Source organism: Pontibacter sp. E15-1, assembly GCF_022601975.1.
GTDB lineage: Bacteria > Bacteroidota > Bacteroidia > Cytophagales > Hymenobacteraceae > Pontibacter.
The window spans coordinates 21,748-42,852 of the sequence record NZ_JAKVIR010000014.1 but is presented as its reverse complement, the minus strand read 5'-3'; the positions used below and the strand labels follow the sequence as shown (position 1 = coordinate 42,852).

Genomic DNA, 21,105 nt, shown 5'->3' with positions numbered 1-21,105 from the left:
ATTGCGCTGATTTTACGGCACGATGAAAGTATCTGTCCCTTGGGTTCCTAAAGTGACTCGCCCCTGTGTGCCCAGGTGATACAACAGGTATACCCCAATAATGCCCATCACATCAAATAAATCGAATGAGAAAATCATACCTCCTCCCCCTCCTGCTTATTCTTGCCCTAACCTCCTGCAACGAGGGTAAGGACAACCCGGAACCTGAGGCAAAGGCCGTTTCCTTTAATTTCCGGCTCGACCCTTTACCCGAAGCAACAAAGGATTTTGAGCTGATCCTGTCGCAGAAAGACGGAAAGGTGCTGCTGGACACCATGCTGACAGGCAGAACTTCCCATGCCCTTACCATAAAGTCGAACGACACCAAGTTTGACGTTACCACCGTCTATCAGAATCCGAACACTACAGCGTATTCGATGCGGACCTACATCCAGGTAAACCCGGATGGCTGGCACATCGATGAACAACTAACTAATTGGGAAGAAGATAAATCGCGGCCAACCGTTGTAAACTATACTAATGTTAACCCCTTTAAAGGGCCTAGTGTCCAATTTGGTGCAATGCACGCCGAGCTGTACAGATCTCAGTTTGTGGGACAAAACGATGATATGCTCCGGGTAGAGTACAACAGGCAGTTCCCAACTGACCTGACGTACCTGCTGTTGCCGGAACAAGGCAAGTACATTTTTGCCGAGGTGACATCGCCGGTAACGTACGTTGACTTTTCGAATGCGGCCACAGCGGTGAAGCACAAATTCATCAACAGTACGCCTGACGGGGTGTATGGAAGTTATCTTGTGGGACTGTACGGGTATCCTGAAACGGGCAATGAGAAGAATCGGGTAACACTTTACGTTTCAGCCAATAATCCTCCAGAATACGACTTGCAGTACCCCCCAACCGGCATAAAGGAGTTTCTTTTAATAGTTAGCTATCTTAAATATCAGAATAATAAAGGCTACAGACACGACTATTATCATATTGGTCCCACCATCCCGACAGAGCTACCTTTTATACCCGAAGCTGATTTTTCGGTCGCGAAGTCGCAGTTCAACGACTTTCAGATACAGTTCGCCGAGGACAAGCCTAGCACCTACTCCACAATGTGGTCTTCATGGGAAAACGTCCGTGCTGATTGGGTGATTTCCGTTTCACCGGAGGAAACAGCCTTTAATCCCCAAGGCTTACTGGAGAAGCTTCGCCCTACCTTACTCAAAGATAAAGACCTGTCTGGATTCAGGATCTACCGCACCATGACTCGAACGGCCAAAGGATACACGCACCAGACGATGAACGACTACCTGAGTAACCCAGAGGCATACCTGAGGATGGAGCCGAAACAGTTCCGAAACGTATACACTTATTTTTAAAGCATCCGCCTACTTTAGCTGGGCGTGTTTTGCAAGCCCCTCCCACCCTGGAGGGGCTTTTGTTTTTCGCTGGTTTTACCGGGCAATCCGGCGTGCGGCAGGCTGCTTTTCCGGGGTCGTAAATTCCATACCCCTGATGGAACGACTTTGCCTTTATCAGGCTTTTATAGTACATTGACAGTGAAATATCACCCCCCAACCCTTGAAATATGAGAAGATTGAGCCTTTGGCTTGTAGCCCTTGGGCTGGTTTCTGCCGCGCCGGCAATGGCACAGCGCACGATCACGCCTATCCGTGCCAATACCGAAGTACTGCAACGTATTGCCGTTTCTGCCGAGAAAGACTATAAAGCAAATCGGGCCAGGGCCCTGGAACTGGCGCGCCAGCACGGTTGGGTGATTACGCAAACAATGAAGGACGGCACGTTCATCTCGCTGCAGGGCCTGGATGCCAAAGGCTTACCTATCTACTACATCACGTATAACAACTCCCGCGCCGCCGCAACCACGCATACCGACCAGCTTTGGGCGGGCGGTGCGCTTGGCCTCAGTCTGAGTGGTGCCAGCCCTGCAGTTGCCTCTAAACTGGCCATGTGGGATGGCGGCAAGGTCCGGGTAACGCACCAGGAACTGGCAGGGCGGGTGCAGCAGAAAGACGGTGCCACCGAGTTGAACGAGCACGCCACCCACGTGGCGGGCACCCTGATCGCCACCGGCATCAACCCGCTGGCGAAGGGTATGGCTTTCGAAGCCAACCTCCAGGCATATGATTTTGACAACGACGAGTCGGAAATGGCGAAGGCTGCGGCCAACCTGTTAGTCTCCAACCACTCGTACGGCTCTATTGTGGGCTGGCGTTATAACGACGAGCGCGAGGGCACCGACGAGGATCCTTACTGGGAGTGGTGGGGCGACACCGACATCAGCAAGACCGAGGACTACCGCTTCGGCTACTACGACGGCCAGTCCGCCGCTTGGGACAAGATCGCCTACAACGCGCCCTATTACCTGATCGTGAAATCAGCCGGGAACAACCGCGGTGAGCGGGGCCCCGAAGTTGGCAAACCCTACTTCCAGCGCAACAGCAACGGAAAGTTCACCCTGATCAAGGCGCGCCCCGCCAACCTGAGCAGCAACGATGGGTATGATGTGATCTCTACGGCCGGCAACGCGAAAAACATACTGGCCGTGGGTGCTATCTCCCCGTTGGCCGACGGCTATACCCGGGCAGAGGATGTACGGGTGTCGTCGTTCAGCAGCTATGGCCCTACCGACGACGGCCGCATCAAGCCCGACGTGGTGGGCAATGGCGTGGCAGTGCTTTCCAGCGCCGCCGACAGCGACCGCGATTACTCCATCCTGAGTGGCACCTCCATGTCGGCCCCCAATGTGGCGGGCTCGCTACTGCTGCTGCAGGAGCACTACGCCAACCTGCACAGCGGCAACGTGATGCGTGCCGCCACCCTGAAGGCCCTCGCCATCCATACGGCCGATGAGGCAGGCACGACCAAGGGCCCGGATTATGTGTATGGCTGGGGACTGCTGAACGCCGCAGGCGCCGCCAAAATGCTCACCAATGCCGACGGCACCCACCTGTTGCAGGAAAAGTCGCTGGCGCAGGGGCAGGTACAGACGCTGGAGGTACGCGCTTCAGGCGCAGGGCCGCTTCGGGTCACGATTTCGTGGACAGACCCCGAAGGCAGCGTGGTGGAGGTGGCCAATGCGCTGAACAACCGTGTGGCCCGCCTCGTGAATGACCTGGATGTGCGCGTGACGGGCGGCGGCACCACTTACCGGCCCTGGACCCTCGACCCTGCCACACCAGACGTAGCCGCCAAACCCGGCGACAACATCCGTGACAATGTGGAGCAGGTACTGGTGGAGAATGCCGTGCCAGGCGAAACCTATTCCATCACCGTCAACCACAAGGGCACGCTCAGTAAAGGGCCGCAGGCCTACTCGCTGCTGGTAAGCGGCGCGGGGGGCAAGGCCGTGTGCGCCAGCGCCCCAACCTCTGAAACAGGTGCCAAGATCGCCCGCTTCGCCATTGGCACAAAGGCCGTGGAGGGAGCCGCCGGCTGCACCACCTACCGCAACCTGACCGCCACTGTTTTCACGCTGGAGCCAAACCAATCCCAGACACTCACGGTGACCACAGGCTCCTGCGCCGCCGATGCCGCCACAATAGCCAAGGTGTTTGCCGACTGGAACGGGGATGGGGACTTTGAGGATGCCGGGGAAACTGTGGCTACCTCAGGTGTGCTGAACGGGGTTGCCACTTTCTCTTCCGTAATCAACACCCCGGGCGAAACGGTGATTGGCGACAAAGTGCGCCTGCGCGTGGTATTGCAGGAAACAACAGACGCTGCCCGCGTGAGCGCCTGCGGCAGCTACGAACGCGGCGAGACGCAGGATTACCTGGTGCAGTTCTCACAGCCAGGCAAAGACATTGCCGTGAGTGCCGTTATACCTGTCGGTGCCACGCTCTGCGCCACTTCCTCGCAGCCTGTGTCCGTAACCCTCCGCAACCTGGGTGCCGTAGCGCAGAAAAACATTCCGGTTACCATCAGCGTGCGCGAAAACGGAGTCGAGATCGCGCAGCTGAGCGGCACGTACACGGCCACGCTGGAGCCTTTCGCAAAAGGAGAGCTGGTGCTGGAAGGCGACTTCGCCACGGAGCCCGGCAAAACCTATGAGCTGGTCACGCTCTCGAACCTGCCCGGCGATGCTGTGGCGGCAAACAACCGCTGGCAGCGCACCTTTACGGTGCAGGGCGAAGCGGCACCGCCCACCGAGGTGACTGCCACCCGCTGCGGCAACGCCCCTACCCTTACGTTAACGCACCAGGGCGCAGGCACGGTGTTCTGGTATAACTCCCCAACAGCCGAGCAGCCGATAGCGGCGGGCAATTTGCAGCGGATACCGGTGAGTCTGGTGCCGGGCAAGCTATACGCGGCCTACAACGACTTTTTAGGCACTGTGGGTCCAAAAACCAGGCAGTTTGCCACAGGAGGCGGGTATAACCAGTTTTCGCCGGATGTGCTCGTGACCGCACAGGCGCCGCTGGTGCTGGAGTCGGCGCGCCTATACATCGGAAATGGCGGCAAGATTACCTTCACCGCGTTTGACAAAGACGGCTCGCCTGTTTCGTCCCGCACACTGGAGGTAACCCCCACACGCACGCCAGCGGCCGAGGGGCCACAGCCCACCGACCCCGCCGATCAGGGGGCCATCTATTACCTTGGCCTGGTACTGCCCGAGGCAGGCGAATACCGCATTGCCGTCTCTTACGAAAACGGGGCTACCATCTACCGGAACAACGAGGGCGTGCAAGGCTACCCGTTTGAGATCCCGAACGTGTTTGCCATTACCGGCAACACCGCCACCACCACGCCCCAGCAATACTACTATTATTTTTACGACCTGAAAGTGCGTGGCCTGGGCTGTGAGAGTGCGCGGGTAGAGGTGCCCCTGATCGCAGGCGCTCCCTTAGAGCAGCCAGTTATCACGCGCAACGGCCAGGCACTGGTATCGAGCGAGGCCAATGGCAGCCACCAGTGGTTCCTGGATGGCAACCCTATCCCGGGTGCCACGGGCCGCGAGTTTACGCCAGCCGCAAGCGGAGATTATACCGTGCAGGTATCCAGAAACGGGTGCGTGTCTGAGGTTTCCGAAGCGATATCCTTTGACTTCAAGTCGTCGGAGCGCGGCGTGAGCGCAAGCCTGCTGGTGTTCCCGAACCCAAGCGCAAACGGCAAGTTCAGTCTGACACTGGAAACCACGGACCGTGAGGACATTTCGATGCAGGTAGTCGACTTGCTGGGCAAGGTGGTATACACCGGCGCAACCAAGCAGTTCAACGGCCAGTACCGGACAGATATAGATTTATCGCAGCATTCGTCGGGCATGTATATCCTGCATGTGCAGCACGGCGGCACCTCCGAAACCAGGAAGCTGCTGATCCGGCGCTAGAGGCGACACCTCAATCAAATAGGTTTTGCCCAATAGGTATGCGTACCAATCGATAGGGGTATACTATACTCTCCCACAAAAAAGAGCAGGCTTTCGGTAGAGCCTGCTCTTTTCATTCATGCTTCTTACAAAGTAATACCATTATCGAAGGGATTTAGCGTATTTAAGTTTTTTCGTACAGTGTTTATTACCTGCTGTTACGCATACCTTCTTTTGTCCCCCTTTGAAGGGGGTTAGGGGGATGACACTCCCTGCAGGCAATCTACTGTGAAACATTTTGAAGCAGTTTCTCATCAAGCAAGAGCAAGAGAGGTATTTTCGGCGGCCTCTCATCCCCCCTGCCCCCTTCAAAGGGGTAGGGCCGTTAAGTTCTAAGAGTTGGTAGTGTGCCTTTCATAAAGTTTCAAAACACCAAAATAAGAATTCTCCCCTTGAGGGGAGTTAGAGGGGTGTTTACTCTTTGTGAAAAGTACTTCTTGCTGGCTTTACACCCCTGCGGTCCCCTCAAGGGGACAATTTTCGTTAGAACTTAACAGCCCTACCTTCAAAGGGGGACTTTTACGAACTGCGAGGCTCCCTTGCATTACGTCAAATTTGACTGTGCAAATTCTAATTAATAATGGTATAAAAGCATCCTTACCAACCCTCATGACCGTCCTTTCGAGAGCTTGCTGCGCATGGTGAGGTAATCCAGATAGTATAGCACTTTGATGGAGAAGGTACTTGACTGGGGTGAGGTCAGGGTATGCGAAAAGTTGTCGAAGTAGCGCGGCTCCAGCGTGTCCACGTTCTCTTCGAAGGCGTTCTTCCAGACAATGCTGATCTCGCTGCCCGGCGCAAACCACCACGAGTAGACCATGTCCAGGTTAAAGGAGTTGTAGTTCTGGTTTGGCGTCTCAGGGTCATACGCCTCCGACCTCAGGTTGCCGTTTGGCTCCAGGGCAAAGAACTCCCTGGCCATTACCTTAGACCAGTTGTGCCGCACGCGCAGCGCCAGCGACATGCGGTTGTTGAAGATGTAGCTCCCCGATAGCCTGTTATAAACGGAGTTCACGTCGCGCAGTCCGAAGATAATTTTTTTATCCGTTCCCCCGGTTTCGTTCACCGTCTCGGAGTTTGCAAAGAAGCCGATGTCGTCATACCTGTTTCCGGACTCAAAGGCGTAGGAGAAACTCAGCTGGTTGTTCACCCGGAAGCGCGGCTCGAGGAATACACTCAGGCTTCGGCGGGCGTTCTCCTCGAACATGCGGTAGAACACGCCCACCTCCATGGCCAGGCGCTTGCGGTAATCCGTGGATAGCCAGCCGTTGACGCTGTAATTTACTGGGAAGACATAGTAGCGGCCAGCCGCGCGCGGCTCAAAGAAATCAAAGGTTTTCACTGGCTCCAGGTTCATCGAAAGCCCGGCGCTCATAAAGTTTTTGAAGGTGCCGTTCGCGTTGGCATACATCACGAAGTTCTGAAACACATTGGGGTCATAGCGGCGCGAGTACACGGCCCCGAGGGTAGTATACAGGCTCTGCATTTTCCAGAAGGGCTCATACTTGTTATAGGAGATATTCGCCTCCTCCTCTATGCTGTTGTTCACAAACAGAATGCCCAGGTCGTTGGGGTCGTAGGTGTCGGACTTCACGGAGTGGGACAGGTTATACTGCACGTTCCCGCTGATCTTCCCGAACCCGAGTTCATACATATACCCCAGGTTTGTACTGTCGGTATGGTAGCGCTGGCTGAGGGCGGCCTTGCCGTTCACTGCATACTTGTTCTCCTTGTTGGCGAACCGGAACAGCGCGCCGGTCAGGTTGGCGTCGTAGGTGCCGCCCTGGCGCATCACGTTGGTGTTCACCAGTGTCACGTACGAGTTGTTTTTCAGCGATTGGTCGAACACCGCGATGTTGTAGTTGGTGAGCGGCTGCGTTTCCACCTCCAGCCTGTCGCCTACACTGTCCTGCAGCACGGCGTGCTGGCGGCCCACCACGGCATTGAATATCCCGACGCCCAACCCCGACTGCGTGCGCCCCGACACCTTGGTGCCGTTGATCATCTTGGTCTCCCGGGGGTTTTGCAGCACCTCATACCCCTTGTACTTCTTCTTGTCATACACAGTGCCGTAGTGAGTGGGTGTGCCCCCGATGCGGCGGGAGTAGAAAAAGTTGCCTTTGTTAAACAGCTCCGTCCCCTCCAGAAAGAAAGGCCTGTTCTCGGAGAACTGCTGCTCGAAGGGCGACAGGTTCAGCACCCGGTTATCCGACTGCACCTGGCTGAAGTCAGGAATCAGCGTCATGTCCAGGGTAAAGGCGTCGTTGATGCCGTATTTCAGGTCGAGGCCACCGCTGACGTTCATGTCGTTCTTGTAGTGGGTGTCTTCGACTTTGCCCTGCCCGTCCACCGGGAAGCGCTCCATATACCCCGACAGGTAGGGCGTGAGCGAGAGCCGGAGCGGCGCCTCAATGTCCTTCAGCCCCTGCAACAGCCCCCACTGGTTCACGAAGCCGTCCTTGCCGGGCTCCAGGTGGTTCCAGAAGAAGCGCTCGCGCGTAGACTGCCGGTTGCGCATCAGGTTAAGGCCCCATACCTGCTCCTGCTTGCTGCTGAATCGGATGGCGGAGTATGGGATCTTCAGCTCGGCTACCCAGTCGGTGCCCTCTAGCTTGGCGCTGCTCTCCCACACGGCGTTCCAGCTGAAGTCTTCGCCGTTGGAGGAGTAACGGGCATCCAGCTGTACCCCGGCCGGTGTCACGAAAAAGCCAAAGCCGTTGATCTGGTCTTTGTAGGTATCGAAGAATACACCAAACCAGTCGGTGTTGCCCAGGTCGTCGCGGCGGCCCAACTCCCGAAAGATGCTGTCCTGCGACACGTCGTGCATCACGGCCCCCACATAGATGGCCACGTCGTCGTACACAATGCGCACCTCCGTTGGGAGGCGCTCCACCACGCCCGGGTTCGGCCTGTTCTGTATAAACTGGGTAGCGATTTCGGCCTGCTGCCAGATGGGCTCGTCCAGCACACCGTCTATTCTGGGGGCTTCTGTGATGCGCAGTGCCTGCAGGCTCCGCTGCGGAAATTTTGTTTGTTTGTCCTGCCCCTGTGCCACGTGGCTGAGGAGCGTTATCAAGGTCAGGAGGAGCGTTGTTTTAAACAGCGCGGTAATCGGTAAATTCATAGTTTTAGCAAAGGAGTAGCGTGAGGCATATAGGGTAAAGATGCTGCGGCAAGGGCTTTAGTTGCCTGAGCGGCGGGAGAAATGCAGCAACGTGTAAACATTTTTGCTCCCGATCTTCCTGCAAAGGTATCGCCTGGGTGGCGGGCGCAACAAAAAGGGCCGCACTTGTTATACAAGCACGGCCCTTTGGTATACCAACGGCGGAAATCTGACTACAAATCCTCTTCGCGCACCAGCATCAGCACAGCCGACTGGGGCACGATAAAATATTTCTCGTTCAGATAATTTATTTCAATGGCGTCGCGCTGCAGGTAGATGGCCAGGTCGCCCTCTTTGGCTTGCAGCGGGATATAGCGCACCTCCTCCTCTTCCTGCCCCCAGGGCTCCTCCTCAAAACCGTAATCGGCCGGGATCGGGTAGCCGGGCCCCACCTTCATGATGTAGCCCTCCTGCACCTTCTCCTTTGCCTGCACACCAGGCGGCAGGTATAAACCGCTTTTGGTCTGGTCGCGGGCGGTCTTCGGCTTGATCAGCACCCGGTCGCCCACAATGATTATCTTCTCTAACTTATTCTGCTCCGAAATCCTCATTGGTCATGTTTGCCTCTTATAATGGGTCAGCCGTCACCTTAAAGCGCATGTCGGCCTTAATGGAAATGTCCTGCGAAACGGGCTTTGCCAGCGCCGCCTTCGTCCGGATGCTGTAGGTGTCTCCTTTGATGAACTTATCCAGCTTGGCGTTGGTCGACTTCAGGCTCAGGGTGGTGGCGTTTTGCGGCACCTCGTCCAGGTATGCGATCTTCACCTCGTCCTGTCCCTCGCTGGAGATATAGATCTCAATCCTTTTCAGGAAATCGAAGTTCCCCCCCTGCGGGTCGGTTATGCTCAGGTTTAGCCTGTTCAGCGTAACATCCTTTACCAGTTCTGCGCGGGTTTTGTTGTTTTTGAAACGCTCTTCTGAGTTGGTGGTTACGGTAACCGGCGTCAGGGGCACCAGCGTGCCCACCGGAAACTGCGACTCGATGGTGATGCTCTCTTCCTCCTCGATGTAAAATGTCAGCAATTCGTCCAGCTTTTCGCAGGCAACGGCCATCATGGCAAACAAAAGTACGACTCCTAAAACTAATCTTTTCATAATAGGGTGAAATGTAAGTTAGTAAATAATACAATTTGCGGCAGAAAGAAGCGCTTGTTTACACTCCTTCTGCCGCAAATGTACAAAAACTAACGTACTTTTAATCAAATAGATCACCTTTGCGCACATGGCCGTTGCCGTGCTCGTTCCAGCTCATCGGGTAGTTGTGGTCCATGTATGGCACGGCGTCTTCGGTGATATGCAGCGGCTTAAACGTGTCCACCATCACGGCATACTCCTTCGTCTCCGTCTTGCCGATGCTGGCCTCCACAGTGCCCGGATGCGGCCCGTGCGGGATGCCGCCGGGATGTATGGTAAACGAGGCCCGGTCCACGCCCTTGCGGCTCATAAAGTTACCCTCCACGTAATACAGCACCTCGTCAGAGTCCACGTTGGAGTGGTTGTAAGGCGCAGGTATAGACAGCGGATGGTAGTCGAAGAGGCGCGGCACAAAGGAACAAATCACGAAGTTATGCGCCTCAAAGGTCTGGTGCACCGGCGGCGGCTGGTGGATACGGCCCGTGATGGGCTCAAAATCATAGATCGAAAAGGCGTAGGGGTAGAAATAGCCGTCCCAGCCCACGGCATCGAACGGGCTGAAGTCGTAGTAGAACTGGTGCAGCTCGCCTTCTTTCTTGATCTGCACCTGCCGCTCGCCCGGCTCGGTGTCGGTGAGCATCTCGATGGGCGGCCGCATGTCGCGCTCGCAGAACGGCGCGTGCTCCAGCAACTGCCCGAAGTGGTTGCGGTAGCGCCGCGGGGTCTCTATCGGGCTGAACGACTCCACCACTAATAGCCGTACCGGCCCCGCATCAAAGCGGAACTTGTGGATGATGGTGCGCGGAATCACGAGGTAGTCGCCGGGGCTGAACGGGATGCGGCCCATCTGGGTGAGCAGGTCGCCGCTGCCCTCGTGCACAAACACCACCTCGTCGGCCTGCGCGTTTTTGTAGTAGTATGCCGTTTCCCGCTCCGATGGGTTGCAGATGCTGATGGACACGTCGCTGTTGAAAAGCATTGTTTTGCGGGCGCTCAGGTAGTCGGTGCCGGTGGTCTCGATGGGCAGGGTGCGCAGGTGGTGCGGGGCCAGCTTTATACCCTCGGCCTTTTTGGGCGCATAGGGCACCGGCTCCCCGATGCGGCTGATCTGGGTGGGCGGGTGGATGTGGTATAACAGCGAGGAAACGCCGCTGAAGCCCAGCGTGCCCACCAGCTGCTCTTTGTACAGGCTGCCGTCCGGTTGCCGGAACTGGGTATGCCTCTTGTGCGGGATCTCCCCTAACTTATAGTAATACGCCATGCAGTAGGTGCTTTAAGTTTTATGTGTTATTGGGTCAGCTATACTCCCATGCGCCAGCCAGTGATCGCGCGGCGAACCCGGGAAGCCATACATCACCTTCCCTCCCCCCGGTGCCGTTTCCCGTCAAACAAGAGCAGGAAAGGTTCTTCAGGCCGCCTTACATCCCCCTACCCCCTTCAAAGGGTAAGGCCGTTAAGTTCTAAGAGTTGGTAGTGTGCCTTTACGTAAAGTTTCAAAACACCAAAATAACAATTCTCCCCTTGAGGGGACCGCAGGGGTGTAAAGCCAGCGAAAATAACCTTCCGCAAAGAGCAAACACCCCTCTAACTCCCCTCAAGGGGAGAATCGTTTTTCTGCTATATTAAATCTTTACGTGAAGACATGGTGCAAATTCTTAGAACTTAACGGCCCTACCTTCAAAGGGGGACTTTTACGAATTACACGGCTCTCTTGCGTAACGTCAGTTACTTATACGCGCCGCCCGTGGCCATACCCAGCGCCATGCTGAAGTGCTTCAGCGCCTCCTGAAACTCCTCATCCGACTCGTGCAGCACCGGGAAAAAGCCCTCGTTGCCATACACGCTGCGCGCGATAAAGGCCTTGATGTTATTGCGGAGCAGTTTCTCGGAGCGGCTATACTCCTCCTGCTTAAACGCCACGCCGGCCGCGCTGGCCATACGCACCACTTCCTGCAGCATGCCGTCTGTCACTTTAAAGGTCTTGCTGAACTTCTCGAACGGCATTTTCTCCAGCTCTTTGCGGTGGTTGCGGTAATATTCCAGGGTATACTCCCGGATAATGTTCTTGGTATAAAGCTGGCTCAGATAGGGCGACAGCTCCGAGGTATCGCGGGGCACGAACACATCGGGCATAATGCCGCCACCGCCATACACGGCGCGGCCACGCAGCGTCTTGTACTTCAGCGAATCCACGAACAGGCTGCTGTCGGGCTTAAAGTACTCTCCGTTTTCGAAGCGATGTATGATGTCCTGGCCATAGGCCTCTGCACCTGCCGTGTAGGGTTTTTGGATGGAGCGCCCGCTTGGCGTGAAGTAGCGGGAGATGGTGAGGCGAAGCTCTGAGCCGTCGTTGAGCGGGATGGGCATTTGCACCAGCCCCTTACCAAACGAGCGGCGGCCCACAATCAGGGCGCGGTCGTTGTCTTGCAGGGCACCGGCCAGAATCTCGGAGGCCGAGGCGCTGCCTTCGTCCAGCAGCACAACCAGCGGTCCGTCCTCGAAGTCGCCCTTGGTACGGGCGAAGGTCTTGGAGTCGTACTTGCTGCCTTTGCCGTCGGTATACACGATCATCTTCTCGCCGGAGATAAACTCGTCGGCCATCCGGATGGCGTGGTCCATGTAGCCGCCGGGGTTGCCGCGCAGGTCTAGGATCAGGCGCTCCAGCCCTTTCTTTTTCAGGGTGGTGAGCGCCTCCTTAAACTCCTCGTAGGTGGTGGCCGAGAAGCGGCTCACTTTTATATAGCCTGTCCTGTTGTCCACCATGTAGCCCACATCCACGGAGTGCGTCGGGATCTTGTTGCGCTCCAGCGTAATGCTGAGCGGTTTTTTGGTTCCCTCGCGCTTGATGGTGAGCGTTACCTTGGAACCCTTGGGGCCGCGCAGTCGCTTAAACACGCCCTCGTTGTTGATGTTGGTGCCCGCCACTTTCTTTCCGTCCACGGCGATGATCTTGTCGCCAGCCAGGATGCCTGCCGCCTCCGAGGGGCCGCCGCTCAGCGGGGAAATAACGTAGATGGTGTCGTTGAAGATGTTGAACTCAATGCCGATGCCCTCGAAGTCGCCCTCCAGGTAGGAGCGTGCCATGGCCAGCTCGTCGGCCGGGATGTAAGAGGTATGCGGGTCCAGCTTCTCGAGCATCTTGGTGATGGCGTAGTCCGAGAGCTCCTCAATGTTCACCGTGTCCACGTAGTCGCGGTCGATGTAGCTGAGGATGTCGCGGAACTTGAGATAGCTTTTGGCAGTGCCCTGCGGGTTTGTTGAGGAAGGCGAAAAGGAGTTGGCCCCGATCAGTACGCCCACAGCCAGTGCCAGGGCAATAAAAAGCGGCAGCTTTATCTGAAATGGCGAGTTCCGGATAGGCTCTTTTTCGTCTCCGTGCTCCATGTTGTCCATAATCGTTTGGTATATAGTGCGTGTGCCTGTCTTCACAAAAACGCCGCAGCAACGGATGCCACAAGTTAGTAAATATCCAGAGGGGGCTATAGTATTTATACAAATCCAAACCCCGAAAGTTGCGGTCCGTGGCCCTGCTCCTACGCCTTGCCTACAGGTATAACACCCCCGGCCGCCAAATAATTTATCCGATGGCCGAAAGCCCCCGCCTGCCCACCTTTTCCGGAGGCTTCCCGGCGCCCGCGCGCACCTGTGCCGCCAGCACCAACAAATCATATAAATGCGTACCTTTGCAGTTTAGGCAGCGATATATGGGCAGGATACTGGCGATTGATTACGGCACAAAGCGGGTAGGACTGGCAACGACAGACCCCCTGCAGATAATTGCCAACCCCTTAGAAACCGTTCATGCCAAAGATGTGTTAGCCTACCTGAAGGACTATGTGCTGCGCGAGCCCGTGGAGGCTTTTGTCCTGGGCATGCCCCGCCGGCTGTCGGGCGAGGCGACGGACGCGACGCAGCACGTGATCGGTTTCCACCGCAAGCTCCAGAAGGTTTTCCCGGCTATTCCGGTGCATTTAGTGGACGAGCGCTTTACCTCCAAAATGGCCCAGGCCGCCATGCTGGCCGGTGGCCTGAAGAAGAAAGACCGCCAGGACAAGGGCACGGTGGATCGGGTGAGCGCCGCCATCATTTTACAGTCGTATTTAGAAAGCAGAGCTATATGATTTATCCGATTACCGCTTACGGCGATCCAGTTTTAAAAGAAGAGGCCCAGGACATTCCGCAGGACTACCCGAACCTGCAGGAGCTGGTAGAAGACATGTATACCACCATGTACCATGCCCACGGCGTGGGGCTGGCCGCTCCCCAGATCAGCAAGAGCATCCGCCTGTTCGTGATTGACTCGGAGCCGATGATGGACGACAAGGACAAGGGCAAAGGCGTGAAAAAGGTCTTTATCAACCCCGAGATTGTGGAGGAAGACGGCGAAGAGTGGGGCTTTGAGGAAGGCTGCCTGAGCATACCCGGCGTGCGCGAGGTGGTATACCGCCCCGAGCGCATCGTGATCCGCTACTTCGATGCGGACTGGAACGAGCACGAGGATACCTACGACGGTATGACGGCCCGCGTGGTTCAGCATGAGTACGACCACATCGAGGGCATCCTGTTCACCGATCACCTGAACGGCCTGAAGAAGCGCCTGATTAAGGGCAAACTGGCCAAAATCTCGAAAGGCGACGTGGACGCCGACTACAAGATGAAGTTTCCGGCACTGGCGAAGCGGCGCTAAGCCATACCGCAAGGGTATAAACCAAAGACCCCGGTCTGCTACTTTATGTATAGCGGGCCGGGGTCTTTGTTTGCTTATGCTGGTAGCTTATTCTTACCAATATTTCTGGGGAAAGACAGCAGTTCCAATTCGGTAATGAATGATACAACAAGCGTTTTATCCTTAATCATTTCAATTACCTCCTGATCACCTTTCAGGAAGTAGAGAAGAATGTTTGTGTCTACAAATATTCTATTTCCATTCATCTCTCATCTCTTTTTGATATACAAGCGGGTCGATATCAGTTTTTAGTTTGCCGGCATATTTCATGATGTCACTCTTAGGAGTCTTTGAAATAACCTCGTTCACCTTCTTTATAATTTCTTCTCTGGGCGTACCCTTTTTGATTACTGTTACCATTGCTTCACCTATTTACACTATATAACAATATAAGAGCTATTTTGATCTCCATACCGGCCCTGTTTCTGCATCGGCTCCGTGCAATCACGGCTTTATGGTGGGCACTCCATACCCAACCAAGCCGTAGGGATTTGGCAACGTTTTTTATCTCCTATTCCACAACTCGTCTCCAAGATAAAGCTCTTTTGTAAGTATGTATTCGTAGACTTTATCCACGTTGTCGCCATTTAGAAAAATCAAATAGCCGTTTTTGGATTTTGGGAACATGATAGCTAACGTGCTGACGCCCGGGTCCTTCCCGGTATGTAACAAGGCGTATTCATCATTACTAAAACCCGTTAAAATCTCCCACCCTAGCCCAAAATAGTCATTTACCTTTAATTCAACCTGATGCTTTTGCATTTCCTGGAATAGGCTTTCGGAAAGTTCTGCTCCGTTGATTACGTAAGCTAAAAATTTCCCATAATCTTCGACAGTGGTCAAAAGGTTTGCCGCAGCATTCGCTTCATAGTATTTTGCCGTTGATATTTTATTTCCGTTACCATCAAAGTTCTGGGCATATCTAGATTCATCCATTGTCGAGTCCCACCAAAATCGAGTATCATTCATCCCTGAGGACGTAAATATCAATTCCTGCGAAAGGGTTTCTATACTTTTCCCGAGTTTGCTCTCAATGGCTTTTCTTAGATATTCAAACCCTTCACCAGAATATTGATATTTAGCCCCAGGCTCAAATTGAAAAGCTAGCTTATTGGCTTCTGTCATATAACGCCAATTTGGGAAACCAGTCCGGTGAGTAAGAATCATCCTTGGTGTTAGTTTTTTGTGCCTTTTGTCTCCTTTAATATCAGGGTCAATCCAATACCTGTACAAGGGCTCATCCATATCCAGCATACCCTTGTCTATAAGTTTCAGGGCAGTTAGGGCAACCACAGGTTTCGTCAAGGAGGCTACCTTGAAAATGGTGTTATAAGGTGCGGTCGTTTGCTTGTCTAACGTTCCGTACACTTCAACTTTAGTCAATTTGCCGTTTTCTATGATCCCGATTCCCAGGGCAGGCACATTGTTTTCTTTTAATAACTGTTCTATACTGTTATTTCTGGGTTGGTCTGATACAGGGTCCTGATGGTCGTAGCTCAATACTTCGCTTAACTTCCAAGTCTTGTTTTCTAAAACCCATACATGGGTAAACTTGGCTGTGCTCGTCCAGACGTCTTCTTTCCCGTTCTCTCTTAAATAAAAATGATGGGTTCCTTTTTGAATGGCACCGTAAAGATTCCCGTCGTTATATAGCGGAAAGGCTTCCAGGCTATTTGCGTCTATATTCCGAATTGGCTTTTTGGCAGAGTTTGAACAAATGTATTTTTTTGTGTTTTCAAAAAAAGCTTTCCTGTCTTGAAAACCACTTTGGTCGTGATAAAATTTTAAATTATCGGCTATGTGGTTTTGCAGAAAATCCAAGTCGCATTGATTAAACCCACGCTCAAAGAAAGTGCTGTCTTGAACCTGCAATGTTTTAAACAGATCAGAATTTTTATCTATTTGAGCGTGAGATAAAACAGAGATGAACAAGAAAATTATTGTGACTAATTCTTTCATTATCTCTCCGTTTAATTAGTGTTTAAATGTTGCCAACGGACTTGTGTAGACGATGTGTAAGGCGTAGCCGAGCATAAAGTATACATGTGGTTGGCAGAAGTTATTTTAAAAATCAATTTGGAAGTAGTAAAAATCTTTCATGTAGCTTCCGTCAAGGTTCTTGCGGAAATATATTTTTTTTTCTTTCCTATCAATGATTGCTTCTTGAGCGATAAAGTCAGTATCAATTACAGGGGTAGTCAAAAATTTTATAGTGTCTCCTTCCAGACTGTACTTCCCTTCAAATCTTTCCTCTCCAAACATCCAGTTAGAGAATATAATATAGGTCCCATTTTCATAGAGTGCTAAATCCATTCTGCTTCTGTCATCCAAGAAAGCAGCGTCCAAGATTTTTCCACCTTCAAACATTCCATTTCTATTTCCAAAAGTGAGTAAGTAGCAGAATGCTATAGCACAAGTAACTAAAGTAGTTGACTTTTTGGGGAGATGCTTTGTTTTTGCTAAAGCTATGACAACTTTGAATATGTATACTATGCTTCCAATTAATGTCGCGAATAAGGCAAGGTCTACAAATATTTCATAGATAGTGATGAAGTCATATGCTACCACAATGTAGAGAGCATAAGAAATGCTTAGTATAAGCAAAAGCAACTTTGAATCCTTTTCAATACTTTGGGTTTGATTCATCTTTTAATTAGAAATTACCGCCAACTACCTCGAAAGCGTAAACACACGCTTTTCCTACCAAATATAGCACGATAACCGTAACTGGACAACCGAATATACTATATATCTAGGGTAATATAAAGCATGTTGCAGTTCGTTTTTCTTCTCACCAAAGCTACATACAGAATCCCTGCTCGCCAGCTTTTTGGTCGGGTTCAGCAAATCCCGATCTTCTCTCCCTGTCCTCGGATTGTTCAATATCATCCCGGCCTTATCAAAACACAGGCTGTACAGCAACCAGTTTGCCACCCCCACGCGTAATCGCAGGTATGGCACAAAGAACCAAGGCTATCCTTCTGTTACTTACCCTGTTGCTGCCGCTCAATGGCTATGGCTGGGGCTTTTTTGCGCACCAGCGCATTAACCGGCTGGCGGTGTTCGCGCTGCCCCCCGAAATGATCGGGTTCTATAAAAAGCATATCCGCTACATCACCGAGAACGCCGTGAACCCCGACCGCCGCCGCTATGCCGTGGAAGGAGAGGCCGCCCGCCACTACATCGACCTCGACGTGTATGGCGACAGCGCCCTGTACAAACTGCCGCGCTTCTGGCAGCAGGCCGTGGAGCAATATACCGAAGACACGCTACAGGCCTACGGCATCGTGCCCTGGCACATCAGCCTGATGAAATACCAGCTCACACAGGCGTTCAGAGAGCGCAACCTCGACCGCATCCTGCGCCTCAGCACCGAGATGGGGCATTATGTGGCCGATGCCTGCGTGCCCCTCCATACCACCCAAAACTACAACGGCCAGTTTACGGGCCAGCGCGGCATCCACGCATTCTGGGAAACCCGCCTGCCCGAACTGTTCTCGGATGGGTATGACTTTTTTGTGGGACAGGCAATGTACATAGAGCAGCCCCAGTTGTGGGCCTGGGACCTGGTGGCAAGCGCCCATACCGCCCTCGACTCGGTGCTGTACTTTGAGAAGCAGCTGACGCAGGAATTTGCAGAAGAGAAGAAATACTCGTTTGAGGTGCGCAACAACCTGACCACCCGGGTATACTCCCGCGCCTTCTCGCAGGCCTACAGCGACAAGCTCAGCGGGCAGGTGGAGCGGCAGATGCGGCGGGCCATACAGACCATTGCCAGCTACTGGTATACCGCTTGGGTAGACGCCGGCCAACCCGACCTGAGCACTTTCCCGAAGGCGCTCTCGGCAGAGGCGCAGCAACAACTGGAAATGGAGAAAAAGGAGTATGAAACAGGCGCGCACAAAGCCCGCGAGGAAGGGGATACCTAAGCGCCCTGCCTGCCCTTCAGCTTCCGGACCAGCCGCATCCGCACGCCCTGCAAAAACCGGACACTGCCCGGCAGCTGGTTATAGCGCATCGTTGGGATAGGCATTGTTTCCGGGCCAAAACTCTTGTAGAAACGGACAATGGCCGACTCCTGCTCGCCGGGGCTTTCGAAGTCGAGCACCATCTCCTGCCCCGCGTAAGTCCGGATCATGTGGTCGAGGATGAAAGTGCGGCCGTTCTGCTTCCGGCCGTGTTGCGGGGCAGCATTAAACAGATAGACGATATGGCCTCCCCATACTGTGAACAGGGCACCGCTATTTCTCCTCCCATCCCGGTCGAGGGTATAAAACAAGCTGGCGAAGCCCCGCTCCTGCAGCGCCTGGTGCAAAGCCCGCAGTTGCGCGTATGCCTCCTCGGCCACACCGCCATATATCCGGCTGGCCGCCTCCTCCTTAAAAAACCGGATGACAGGCTCTATGTCGCTGCTTTCCTCCAGAGTGAGCCCCGCCTTTTGGGCGCGTTGCAGATTGCGTTTCTGGTTTGTGCTGTAGGCATGGTTTAACTGCCTGTAGGCTTTATGTAAATGCAAGTAAAGTGTCGAATGCTGCGCTACCCACACGTTGGGCAATGGGGGTATAGCCAAGTGGTTGCCAGTGTTAAAGTTATACCCGTTTATGTACCGGAAACGCAGGTATAACTCCTGCACAAATGCCTGACAGGTAGCAGCTGTAACCGAAGTATCCTGACTGTATATGCCCAGTTGCTGGCAAAACAGCGGCTGTTGTATGTAGCGCATCCCGAGCTTTTTCTTCCAGGGCACCGGCATCACGGCCGTATACTGCCCGGCGGCATCCAACTCCACCACCGCCTCCCAGCCCGGCGACACGACATCGAGGTACCACGACAGGGAATATACCTGCCGCTGTGGCGACTGCGCCACCAGCGCGTCCCATTGCGCGCGGTCGATGTCGGGCTGCTTCAGGTAGAGAATAGGCATGGCTTGCTTTAGGATGCTGTGTAAAAAGCCTGTCTGGCGGGAGGCAAGTTACAAAAGTGCGCCAACTTCCGTTGCGCCCCGCTATCTTCTGGCGCGTGGCAATTGAAAATTAGTAACTTGCTCCTGTAAACAAATCCCAGGGGCATGGCGCGCAGGCGGGATAAACTACTTGGCTGCCGTGCCGCTGTCTACCTACCTACACACTCGATGAACCACTTCCGCTACTCCCTCAAAAATTTCCGTTTGTTGCTTTTGCTGCTGCTTGTGCAGGCACCCGCCTGGGCCCAGTCGAAAACCACTGTCGATCTCCAACAGCTAGATGCCTACTACCAGCAGGCGCTGCAGGACTGGGGCGTGCCGGGTATGGCCATCGCCATTGTGCGCAACGACTCCGTTGTTTTCGCGAAAGGCTACGGCGTGCTCAACAACGAAACAGGCGGCAAGGTAGACGCCAACACCCTGTTCGGCATCGCCTCCAACTCCAAGGCCTACACTGCGGCCGCGCTGGCCACGCTGGTGGATGCCGGGAAAATCAGCTGGACGGACAAAGTAAGGCAATATGTGCCGTACCTGCAGCTCTACGACCCGTTTGTGACAGAGAACCTCACCATCGAGGATTTGCTGTGCCACCGGGTCGGCTTCAAGACCTTCAGCGGCGATTTGCTCTGGTATAACACGACCTATAGCCGCGAGGAGATCATCCGCCGCATGCGCTACCTCAAGCCTGCGTATGGCTTCCGCGATGGCTACGGCTATTCAAACCTCATGTTTATCACGGCGGGTGAGGTGATCGAAAACGTAACGGGCAAAACCTGGGAGAACTACATAAAAGAGACGTTTCTGCAGCCTTTGGGTATGGATCGCACCTATACCTCGGTAAATGACCTAAAGGGTGTCCGTAACGTGGCCTCGCCGCACGGCTTTAACGCGGATGGGAAGCCCTATGCCACCACCCTCACCGCCTGGGACAGCTGGAACCCGGCAGCAGGTATCTTTACCAGTGTGAGCCAGCAGGCCCAATGGATGCGGCTGCAACTGAACAGAGGCACTTATAAGGGCAAAGAGATTTTCAGCGAGGCAGCCAGCCGCGACATGTGGACGGTGCACAACCCCTTTGCCGTGTCGCAGCAGGCGGAAGCGGAAACCCCGTCCACGCACTTTACCGGTGCTGGCCTTGGCTGGTTCCTGAGCGATTACGAGGGGCGCAAGCTCATCTACCACGGCGGCGGGCATGAGGGTATGAACAGCCGCACGGTGCTGGTGCCCGAGGAGAACCTGGGCATCGTGATCCTGACCAACAGCATGAGCAGCATCATGGCTCCGCTCGGCAACTACACGGTAGACCAGTTTTTGGGTATGGCAAACGGCCGCGACTGGAGCCGGTTTAAGCTGGATGCCGCCGCGAAAGCGAAGCAAGAGGCAGAAGCAGGGAAAGCAAAGGAAAAGCGGCGTCGCAAAAGCAGCCCAACCATGAACCTGAAAGCATATACCGGCACCTACAGGAGCCAGCTCTACGGCGATGCCACGGTAAGCCTGAAAAACGGGACGCTGGAATTGCAGTTACTGCCTGCCCCTACCCTTTCGGGCACGCTGGGGCACTGGGAGCACGATATCTTTACGCTGGACTGGAAAAACGACTATGCCCTGCTGCATCCTACCAAGGTGCGCTTCCTGATTGGAGAAGATGGGGCAATAGCAGAAATGCGCCTCGACTCCGACAACCCGGACTTCCACTTCGACGAACTCAGGTTTGTGAAAGCGAAGTAACCGCGCTGTAG

The 21,105-nt window shown here is 54.2% G+C and carries 15 protein-coding genes; 6 read left to right on the top strand and 9 right to left on the bottom strand.

What is annotated here, in order from left to right:
* The first annotated feature begins 125 nt into the window (after window positions 1-125).
* Window positions 126-1,370, top strand: coding sequence for a hypothetical protein (locus tag MKJ04_RS11230; protein ID WP_241641734.1), 1,245 nt, complete (start codon window positions 126-128; stop codon window positions 1,368-1,370).
* A gap of 209 nt (window positions 1,371-1,579) precedes the next feature.
* The gene (locus tag MKJ04_RS11225; RefSeq protein ID WP_241641733.1) at window positions 1,580-5,341 is read left to right on the top strand and encodes a S8 family serine peptidase; all 3,762 of its coding nucleotides are present in this window, start codon (window positions 1,580-1,582) and stop codon (window positions 5,339-5,341) included.
* Between the two features lie 646 nt (window positions 5,342-5,987).
* On the opposite strand, the gene MKJ04_RS11220 is transcribed toward MKJ04_RS11225, so the two are convergent.
* From MKJ04_RS11220 to MKJ04_RS11200, 5 genes are all read right to left on the bottom strand, one after another.
* Window positions 5,988-8,504 (bottom strand): DUF5916 domain-containing protein, encoded by a 2,517-nt coding sequence (locus MKJ04_RS11220; protein WP_241641732.1) that lies wholly within the window; start codon window positions 8,502-8,504, stop codon window positions 5,988-5,990.
* A 212-nt stretch (window positions 8,505-8,716) separates the two neighbouring features.
* Entirely contained in the window at window positions 8,717-9,094 is a 378-nt protein-coding gene (locus tag MKJ04_RS11215) for a co-chaperone GroES family protein (RefSeq protein ID WP_241641731.1), read from the bottom strand.
* Between the two features lie 16 nt (window positions 9,095-9,110).
* Window positions 9,111-9,638 carry a hypothetical protein gene (locus tag MKJ04_RS11210; RefSeq protein ID WP_241641730.1) on the bottom strand — a complete coding sequence of 176 codons (528 nt, stop codon included), beginning with the start codon at window positions 9,636-9,638 and terminating at the stop codon, window positions 9,111-9,113.
* A 100-nt stretch (window positions 9,639-9,738) separates the two neighbouring features.
* On the bottom strand, window positions 9,739-10,938 hold the full coding sequence (locus tag MKJ04_RS11205) for a homogentisate 1,2-dioxygenase (RefSeq protein ID WP_241641729.1): 1,200 nt from the start codon (window positions 10,936-10,938) through the stop codon (window positions 9,739-9,741).
* Window positions 10,939-11,402: 464 nt separating this feature from the next.
* Window positions 11,403-13,061, bottom strand: coding sequence for a S41 family peptidase (locus tag MKJ04_RS11200; RefSeq protein ID WP_241641728.1), 1,659 nt, complete (start codon window positions 13,059-13,061; stop codon window positions 11,403-11,405).
* A 320-nt stretch (window positions 13,062-13,381) separates the two neighbouring features.
* Here MKJ04_RS11200 and ruvX point away from each other — a divergent pair, with 320 nt between their 5' ends.
* Window positions 13,382-13,798 (top strand): Holliday junction resolvase RuvX, encoded by a 417-nt coding sequence (ruvX, locus tag MKJ04_RS11195; RefSeq protein ID WP_241641727.1) that lies wholly within the window; start codon window positions 13,382-13,384, stop codon window positions 13,796-13,798.
* Window positions 13,795-14,364 (top strand): peptide deformylase, encoded by a 570-nt coding sequence (def, locus tag MKJ04_RS11190; protein ID WP_241641726.1) that lies wholly within the window; start codon window positions 13,795-13,797, stop codon window positions 14,362-14,364. The genes ruvX and def overlap by 4 nt, the downstream gene beginning before the upstream one ends.
* Before the next feature lie 231 nt (window positions 14,365-14,595).
* On the opposite strand, the gene MKJ04_RS11185 is transcribed toward def, so the two are convergent.
* The 3 genes from MKJ04_RS11185 to MKJ04_RS11175 all read right to left on the bottom strand — a co-directional run bounded on the left by MKJ04_RS11185 (window position 14,596) and on the right by MKJ04_RS11175 (window position 17,049).
* Window positions 14,596-14,763 carry a hypothetical protein gene (locus MKJ04_RS11185; RefSeq protein WP_241641725.1) on the bottom strand — a complete coding sequence of 56 codons (168 nt, stop codon included), beginning with the start codon at window positions 14,761-14,763 and terminating at the stop codon, window positions 14,596-14,598.
* A 144-nt stretch (window positions 14,764-14,907) separates the two neighbouring features.
* On the bottom strand, window positions 14,908-16,362 hold the full coding sequence (locus MKJ04_RS11180) for a class A beta-lactamase-related serine hydrolase (RefSeq protein WP_241641724.1): 1,455 nt from the start codon (window positions 16,360-16,362) through the stop codon (window positions 14,908-14,910).
* Between the two features lie 105 nt (window positions 16,363-16,467).
* Window positions 16,468-17,049 (bottom strand): hypothetical protein, encoded by a 582-nt coding sequence (locus MKJ04_RS11175; RefSeq protein ID WP_241641723.1) that lies wholly within the window; start codon window positions 17,047-17,049, stop codon window positions 16,468-16,470.
* A gap of 308 nt (window positions 17,050-17,357) precedes the next feature.
* Between MKJ04_RS11175 and MKJ04_RS11170 the strand changes: the two genes are divergently transcribed.
* Complete coding sequence (locus MKJ04_RS11170) at window positions 17,358-18,332, top strand: zinc dependent phospholipase C family protein (RefSeq protein ID WP_241641722.1); 975 nt, start codon at window positions 17,358-17,360, stop codon at window positions 18,330-18,332.
* Here MKJ04_RS11170 and MKJ04_RS11165 read toward each other — a convergent pair.
* Entirely contained in the window at window positions 18,329-19,327 is a 999-nt protein-coding gene (locus tag MKJ04_RS11165; RefSeq protein ID WP_241641721.1) for a GNAT family N-acetyltransferase, read from the bottom strand. The two genes, MKJ04_RS11170 and MKJ04_RS11165, sit on opposite strands and share 4 nt — an antisense overlap.
* A gap of 207 nt (window positions 19,328-19,534) precedes the next feature.
* Between MKJ04_RS11165 and MKJ04_RS11160 the strand changes: the two genes are divergently transcribed.
* Window positions 19,535-21,094, top strand: a complete 1,560-nt coding sequence (locus MKJ04_RS11160; protein WP_241641720.1) for a serine hydrolase — start codon at window positions 19,535-19,537, stop codon at window positions 21,092-21,094.
* The last annotated feature ends 11 nt before the right edge of the window (window positions 21,095-21,105 follow it).